Origin of the sequence: Tahibacter sp. (assembly GCF_032229445.1) — a bacterium.
Taxonomy (GTDB): Bacteria; Pseudomonadota; Gammaproteobacteria; order Xanthomonadales; family Rhodanobacteraceae; genus Tahibacter.
In genome coordinates, this window is the sequence record NZ_JAVTWC010000072.1 from 1 (window position 1) to 8,760 (window position 8,760).

Here is an 8,760-nt window from a genome sequence, read left to right on the forward strand (position 1 = left end):
TGAACGCCCAGCCGGTGATCCATCGCCTCGCGGCCTGTCTGCAGTGTGTAGGCCATCGCTGCCAGTGACGAATCCGACATGCCGCGCGTACCCGCCAGCAGCTGGCGTATTTGTTGGCGCAGCTGCTCCGCGGTTCGCGCTGAGACTACGATTAGCGCCGGACGATCGACCGAAGCAACGGCCAGCTCCGCATCGGCGTCGTGGCGATACGCTTCCAGAACAATGTGGGCATTCGAGCCGCCCACACCGAAGCTGCTCACTCCCGCGCGCAACGGGATCGGCTGGCCCCTGTCATCCAGCTGTTCCTCCCAGGCGTGTGTCCCGGCTGCAAGATAGAACGACGCATCGTCCAGCTTCAGAAACCGGTTCGCCCGCCTGAGATGGACGTTCCCAGGAATCGTGCGCTGCTTCATCATCATCAGCACCTTGATGAGCCCCGCGATCCCCGATGCCGATTCAAGGTGAGCGACATTCGTCTTTATCGATCCGATCGCACAGCGCGGCCCCGGATCGCGCGTGCCGCTGCGGTTCGTACCCAGCTCGGAGAACGCCGCTCCCAGCGCACCCAGCTCGACGGGGTCGCCCAACAGTGTCCCCGTGCCGTGCGCCTCGATGTAGCCGACAGTACGTACATCCACGCGTGCGTCGGTGTGCGCAGCGACAATTACGTCCTTCTGCGCCAATGCATTCGGCGCAGTGGGAGATGTCGCCTTGCCGCCGTGATTTTCGGCACTGCCAAGGATGAGTCCGTAGATGTGATCCCCGTCGGCACGCGCCTTCGACAACGGCTTGAGAAGCACGGCCGCGACTCCTTCGCCACGCCCATAACCATCGGCGGCTTCGTCGAAGGTCTTGCATCGCCCGTCTGCGCTGAGCATGCCTGCCAGGCTCAGACTGATCGTCACGCCGGGGCTGGCGATGACATTGACGCCGCCAGCCAGGGCCAGATCACACTCGCCCGAACGCAGACTGCGAACGGCACGATGAATGGCGACCAGTGAGCTCGAACATGCCGTGTCGATTGCTTCGCTAGGGCCTCGCACGTCGAGAAGATAGGAGACCCGGTTCGCAATCATGAACGGGAATGACAGCTCGCTCTCGGCGCTCCGTTGCGCGCGCAGAAGCTGACACAGCTCGGCGTACCCGGAGGTCGACACCCCAACGTATACGCTGGTGCGCGATCCTGCGATGGCGCTCGCCCTGTAGCCCGCATCCTCGATGCAGGCCCAGGCCGACTCGATGAACAGTCGCTGCGCCGGATCCATCATCTCGGCCTCGCGTGGCGATATGCCGAAGAACAACGGATCGAAGTATTCCACGCCGGTCATGTATCCGCCGGCCCTCACGTGGCTCTGGTAAGCGGTGGAGCCGGCGCCGCCATCCAAGGTGCGTGCCCACACCTCCCATCGGTCGAGCGGCGCAGGGCCGACGAGATCATTCATCGCCTCGACGTGCTCCCACAACTCACCTACGTTTGAAGATCCCGGAAACCGGCCGCTCATGCCGATGACCGCGATCGGTTCCCCCGCGGCATGCTCCGCACACGTGCCGGCATCACGATCCGCCGCTACGGCGGCGCCTAGGCGCATCGGCGCACGCGAGCGCTGCGGCACGACCTCGAGTCGCGATGAATGCGCTGGACCCGACCTGGATCTGGCGCCCACGCCCAACGTCTGACGCAACGACGCTGCGTGATGTTTCACCAGGTGACGGCCTAGGCTGGCCACGTTCGGATTTTCGAAGAACACCGTCGGGCTCAATTCAAGCGCCAGCTCGCGACTCAGCATGCGCGTGAATTCGAGTATCGCGATCGAATCCAATCCGTACCTGGACAACTCCACGTCTGGGTTCAACGCGTGCGCATCCATCTTCAACAGCCGGGCCAGCGATTCCGTAAGCGCTGCAACCACGCGTTCGACAAAATCGCCCACGTCGTCTGCGTTCTTGAAAAACGCATGCGGTCCGGCCGTCGCTGACCGACTCGCGCTCTGCTCGTCGCGGCGCTCAGGCGTATTGACGTGGCCGTCTGGCCGAAGAATGCGACGGCGGATCGTCTCGACATCGCCAAAGGCGACGAGAACCTGGGCATTGCGGCACTCAATCGCAGCAGCCAGCGCGGCCAGACCCAATTCCGCAGCCATTGCCCTCAGTCCGCCCTGTTGCAGCATTGCGCCAGCCGCTGCGGCACTGACCGGCATGCCACCGTCTTTCCACAACGGCCAATTGATCGACACCGTCAGGCCATGCCGCTCTCCACGCTCGGTGCGCTCGTTGCGGTCATGCGCGAACGCATCCATGAACGCATTGGCGCCGGCGTACGCGGCCTGGCCGGCATTTCCCGCTACGGCGGACAAGGACGAGAACAGCACGAACAATTGCAGTGGAAGTCTCTGCGTCGCTTCATCAAGGGCGACGGTTCCACGAATCTTCGGCGCCATCACCTTCAGCACGTCATCGCGCTGCGCTTGCACGAGGTAGGCATCGTGGATCACGCCAGCACAATGGAATAGCGCAACAAGGCCACCGTGCATCGCCTGCACTTGATCCACTACGCAAGCCAGCCGTGATTCGTCGGCCACGTCGCACTGGAGGTAAGAAACGTCCAGCCCCTCGTGGCGCAATGCATCCAGCGCGTCGCGTTTGTGACCGACGGGATCTGAGCGGCCCGTCAGCACGAGCTTGATGCTGGCCGCCCCCTTGAAGCTGCGCGCGACGATCAGCGCCAGCGCGCCAAGTCCACCGGTGATCAGCACGACGCCGCCGGTCAAGCCGAAGCCCGGCTTGCGGATGCCATCGACCGGTTGCATCTCACGCCAGCGGGTGACCTCGCGCCGGCCCTGGGAATAGCGGACTTCCACATTGCCACGTGCGGAGCGAAGCTCCGCACGGGCCAATTCCAGCAGCCGTGCCGGATCGGCCCGCTCTTCGACCCCGAATCGAATGATCCTGCAGGCAAGCTCTGGCCATTCCTTCTGCGCGCTGCTGAGGATGCCGGCGAGTGGGGCATGAACCGGCAGAGGCTGGTCATCGCCGACCAGTACGCACAGGCCGCGCCGGTTCCTTGCCGGTTCTCCCATCAACTGCCGCAGCGCCTGGATCAGCAGGAGCGCCGCCTCTTCAGCGGCCTGACCCGAATGCGCGTGCAGCGCGGGCAGCTGGACAATCCGATCGTCCCCCACGCAAAGGGCCAATGCAGCGCATAGTGCCGGGTCGTCTTCACCCAGAACGAAAACCGACGGACCAGGAACCGGTTCATCGCGTTCATCGCGCAACGGTTCATGCGACCGGAAAGGCGTCGCCAGGACCAACCCTCCGTCCGGTCCCGTTGCTGCCGACGCCAACGACAGTCCTCGAAATGCCATCAGGCAACGTCCGTGGTCGTCGAGGACATCGACGTCGTAGACACGCAGTGGACCGGATTCGGTGTCGCGACTGCGGACATGCGCATGGCAAACCGGCGGCAACGCATCGTAGATCCACAACGCGTCCAGAGTGACGGGAACACGCAATGCACTCTGCTTGCGATCAAGCGCGACGCCGAGACTGACAGCCGCCATGATGGCGCCGTGCGCCATGCTCGGATGCAGCATATAGTCCGCGCAGGATTCTGTGTCCTCCGGCAATTGCAACCGGGCCAGCGCTTCGGTCTCGCTGTGCAACAGGTACTCGATCGCGCGCATACGCATTCCATGCGCCTCCACAAGCTGGCGCCCACCACACGCGTCGCCGTTGATCCGGAATGCGCATCGGGACCGCACCTCATCGAGGTTCACGGTCGCAATTGTCGGTCTTCTCGTCGAACTGCCAACGAGCAGCTTGCCGCGCACATGCACACGCCTCGCGGACCCACCCGGCCCAGGCGAGCCGGCGGCGATCTCAAAGACAGGTTCGTTCACCTCGCCGGACAGTTGAATGTCCATCGTCCGGGAACCCGCCGACACCGTAATGGGCTCAGCCCACAGGATCTGCGTCATACCGACGACCTCGGCGCCTTTACTCGCCGCACCCGCCGCTCTGGCCATTTCCAGAGACACGACTGCCGGGAGAACGTTTCCGTGATCCTCGACGAAGAACTGCGTGCTCGAAAGCGTGCAAGCAAACGAATGAGGCGCTCCGGCCTTTCCATCTACGGTTGCGCCAAGCTCTACGGGTGATTCCGTCCACGCGGACGGAATGGCGCTCGCTTCACCAGCAACGAACGACAGACGCCTGAATGTCACACAGACCGCGCCATCGCCATCGCAGATATCAACATCCAACATCGTGATCCTGTCGCCGGGAGCCGGGGGCGTCGAGTAACGCACCCATGCCCATGCCTCGCTCGGACAGGCGGCGTGCATCATAAATTCGTCGAGCGCGAACGGGAGCATCGGTCCCGGTGACACGTCAGCGCCGACCACGGCAGCGTCGCCCGCTGTCAACGCAACCCCGGCCTGTAGTGCACTGTCCAGCACCGCGGCATCAAACGCCGCCTCCGCAGCGTGTTGTGCGGCATCCAGCGGCCGGCGCAACTGTGCCAGCACCTCGTCCACCCCGCGGTGAACTTCCACGATGGCTCGATACGCGGGGCCGTGCTGCACACCTGTCAGCCGTAGTGCGTCGTAGCACTGCGTGGCATTGACCACACCGGCGTGCATCCGCGCGCGCAATTCGCGCAGATCCAAAGCGTGCGGCGCGGCTACCGCGACGCGTTGTACGCGCCCTTGGGAATGCAGTACAGGGCCTGCGCCAGCGCACTCGCTGACGATACGGAACGTGGCTCCGTCGCGCAGCTCTCCGGCCAGCTCGATCCGAAGCGCACGGCACGCGTCACCTATCACCGGCCGCAGCCAGGAAACATGCTGCATGCGCAATTGCGCCGGGCCTGAATTGAGATTCTGCGCAGCGGATGCGCGCACGATTTCCAGCTGGGCAACGGCCGGAAGAACCTCAAAGCCGTTTACCCGATGGTCCGCCGGTACGAACATGCTGCCGTCGAACTTCATCGCTCCCGAGAGTCCGTGGGAACTCTCACTGCGCTGGATTTGCGCCACTTTCGGCCAATGCCGCACGCGATCGAACGGATACCCGGGTAGCGAGAGGCGGCGCCGTTGCCTGCTGGCGAAAACCGCGCCGGTCTCGTACAGACGCTGCCAATCCACCGACACGCCGTTTACCCAGAGCTTCAGCACATCGGCGCTGCGGCCGACGCGGAGCCAACCCTCCATGAGTGCCTGGGTCGTGTCGTCGTGACTCAGGACGGCGGTCACCTGCCGGTTCTTGTCCGCCTCACCGCGCAAGATCTCGCCATCCGTGATCGAATCCGCTTCCAGCGTTCGCGCCAGCATGCGGCGCATCTCGTCCACCGATCCGCAGACGAACGCAAGCCTGCACTCCATGGCTTCGCGTCCAACCTGAAGCGTGTAGGCGATCGCATCGAGATCCTGGTCCGTGTAACTCTGCACATCGATATGCCGCAGCAGCTGCCGTGACCGCGCATTGAGTGCGCTCACACTCCTGGCTGACAGCAGGATCATGGCAGATGTGGACGCGCCGACGAGCCCCTGGCGACGATGCTGCACAGAACCACGGTATTCCTGCACGATCACATGCGCGTTCACGCCGCCGAAGCCGAACGAGCTGACGCCTGCCGTGCGAGGCAGTTCGTTGCCAGATCCATCCATTCCGGCGAGCCACGGTCTACGCTCGTCAACGATGTAGAACGGACTGCCGTCGAGCTGGATATGTGGATTGATCGCGTCGAAATGCAGGCTTCTCACCAGCATTCTGTGCCTGATCTGCAGCACGACCTTGATCACCCCCGCGACGCCAGCCGCCAGCTCGGCATGGCCGATATTCGTCTTGACCGTGCCAATTCCGCAGGCAGTCTGCCCAAGGGCAGCCGATCCTTCGCTCAACTCCTTGAAAGCGGTCTTGAGGGCATGGATCTCGATCGGATCACCAAGTGCCGTTCCGGTGCCATGTGCCTCGATATAGGTAATTTCGCCGGGCCTGACTCCCGCATCCAGCAGTGCGGTCTTCACGACGTCGGCCTGCGCCCGCGGGTTAGGCGCGGTCAGCGAACCTGACCTTCCGCCATGATTGATTCCGCACCCTTTGATCAGCGCGTAGACGTGATCGCCATCGCGTTCGGCCGCCGTCAGCTTTTTCAGGAGCAGGACTCCGACCCCTTCGGCGCGCACGTAGCCGTCGGCCTCGCTGGAGAACGCCTTGCAGCGGCCGTCGCCCGCCAGCATGCCGGCCTTGCTGAAACTGATATGCGCCCAGGGACTGACGATCGTATTGACGCCGCCGGCAAGCGCAAGCTCTGCATCGCCGCGGCGCAGTGCTTCCACGGCTCGCTGGATCGCCACGAGAGAACTCGAGCACGCGGTTTCCACCGGTTCGCTCGGACCGTGCCAGTCGAACAGAAAGCTCAGGCGTGCCGGTCCAATGGATGACACCGCGCCGGTCGCGCTGTGCGACTCGATTGCCACGCCCGTCTCCGCAAGCAGCCTTCCGTATCCGGTGTCATCGGTGCCGACGAACACGCCTGCGCGCATGCCGCGCAGGCTACGGGGCGAATAGCCCGCGTCCTCTATCGCATTCCATGCATGTGTCAGCAGGAGCCTCTGCTGCGGGTCCATCAATTCTGCTTCGCGCGGTGATATGCCGAAGAACAGCGAATCAAACTCGTCCACGCCGTCGACGAAACCGCCCCACCTGACGTTCGTCCGGTTCGGCTCGACCAAGGGGTCGCCCCACAGCGCTCTCCAGTCCCAGCGAGACGGCGGAATCTCAGTGATGCAGTTTTTTTCGAAAACAAGAACGTTCCAGAATTCGTCGAGATCAGCGGCGCCGGGGAAGGCACAACTGACGCCGATGATAGCGATCGGCTCGTGGGCGCGGCCGTCTGCGCTGGCGGCATCCGGCGTGGCGATCACCGTGCGTTGCCGAAGAATCCTGTTGCCGGCCGCATAAGCCGTCGACTTCGGTGCTACGGCGGACTCTCCGGCGGCCACTGGTGTCGCGTCGGGCATCAGCCGCCGGGACAACGTCGGAGTGTGTTCGCGAACAAGGTAGTCAATGAATTTCGCGACGGTCGGAAATTCGAAGAACGTGGTGGGGCTCAGCGCAAGGCCAAAGCGTTCATTCAGTGCGCTGCACAATTTGACGAAGCTGATCGAGTCAAAGCCGAGTTCCTTGAACCCCGCGTCCGGATCAATATCGGCGGGGGTCAGGTGCAGGTACTTCGCGATCGCGCCGCGCACGCCATTGTGGACTTTGACAACCAGCTCGTTCGCGACGGTTGCGGGTTCGCGTTCGTCGCTCGCGGCGTGCAGCGTCGGCTCGGATTTGATCGGCACGGACAATCGTCCCGGTGCATTGTCGCTACGCGTAGCCTCGGCCGCGGTCCCTGCGCGCCGGCCGTACAGACGCTGTCGGATTAGTCCGTCGCTCACCGCGATGATGACCTGCTGTCCCAGCGCCGCGTTTTCGCCGCCTGGCATCACGATCGGCGAAAATCCTTCTTCTGTGAGAATCCGCAGCCACGATTGCGCTGCGAGCATTGGCGAACCTGCGATGCGCAAGGCTTCATCTTCGTAACGCCACCAACCCTGTAGCAGGCCGAACGACAGGTGCGCGAACAGGCTGTGAGACGTGATTTCGTTCAGCACAAGCACGCCATTTGCCTTCAGCGCCGCCTTGGCATTGCGCAACGTGCGACGGATGTTTCGCGTAGCGTGAAGCACATTGGTTGCGATCAGCACGTCGTAGGCGCCGACCTCGATTTGCTGCAGACCGAGGTCTTCCTCGATGTCCACCACACGGTAGTTCACATAAGCCGCGCGGCCTGCGTAGCGGTGCCGGGCGCGGTCGATGAGCGCGGGGGAAACATCGGTATATGCATACTCGGCGATCGTCAGCCGGGCTTGCTCGATATGGTCGAAGATCACTTCGCTGGTCGCGCCCGTTCCTGCGCCGAGCTCAAGGAGCCGGAACGAAGCGTCGCGCACGCATTCGGACTGCCTGCGCAGAAGCCCGACAACGGCCTCGGCCACAAGACGGTTGAAGTAGTCGGCACTTGCGTGGCCGCTATAGAGACCTTCCACCAGCTCGACCGACGCATCGGGGAATATCACTTCAGTGGCGAGCCGCCGGCCGGCGATGACGTCGGCCAGCGAACGAAGCGTAGCGTCGAGAACGCGAACCCGCGCCTCCAGACCAGGCGTGCTCAGCCACTCGGATTGACGTTCATCCCATGATGACCAAGTTGCCGCAGCATCCATCCACACAGGATCATTGACGACATAGCTTTCCTGGTGCTCGGCAAGATGACCGTGGACCGTCAGCAGACGCAGGCTTTCGTCGAGCCAGCGGGCGTAGCCGCCCGAGCACAAGACTCTGTCGGCGGACACCGATTTCGGCGTCCGCTCGCCGGTGAGCACACCGAGCACGAGCAACTGCGAAACGACAATGCCGCATGCGACATGAAGCATGTGGCGTTCTGCTTCATCGCTGTCACAAGGCGGCGGATCAAGCGCACGTGTCGCGTCCGCCAGCGCCTCGTCGTCGAGCGCCGCGAGTTCGCTACGCGCGCGCGTGATGCGCTCGGTCACGCTATTCACCACGGACACGGCACCCGGCTTCGCGATGGCCACGTAGGCCAATTGTACGGCGCGGCTTCTCAGCAGTCCCTCAAGCGCCAGCATGCCTTCTGCAGGCTCGATCGAGCCGACGCCCTGCAGTGCCATCCTGGCCCGGTAGTCTTCGGTGGCG

At 63.6% G+C, this 8,760-nt stretch carries 1 protein-coding gene; it reads right to left on the reverse strand.

The genetic code is table 11. From position 1 onward, the window contains the following. On the reverse strand, positions 1–8,760 hold an 8,760-nt coding region (locus RUU78_RS13255), incomplete at both ends, for an SDR family NAD(P)-dependent oxidoreductase (RefSeq protein WP_313917340.1).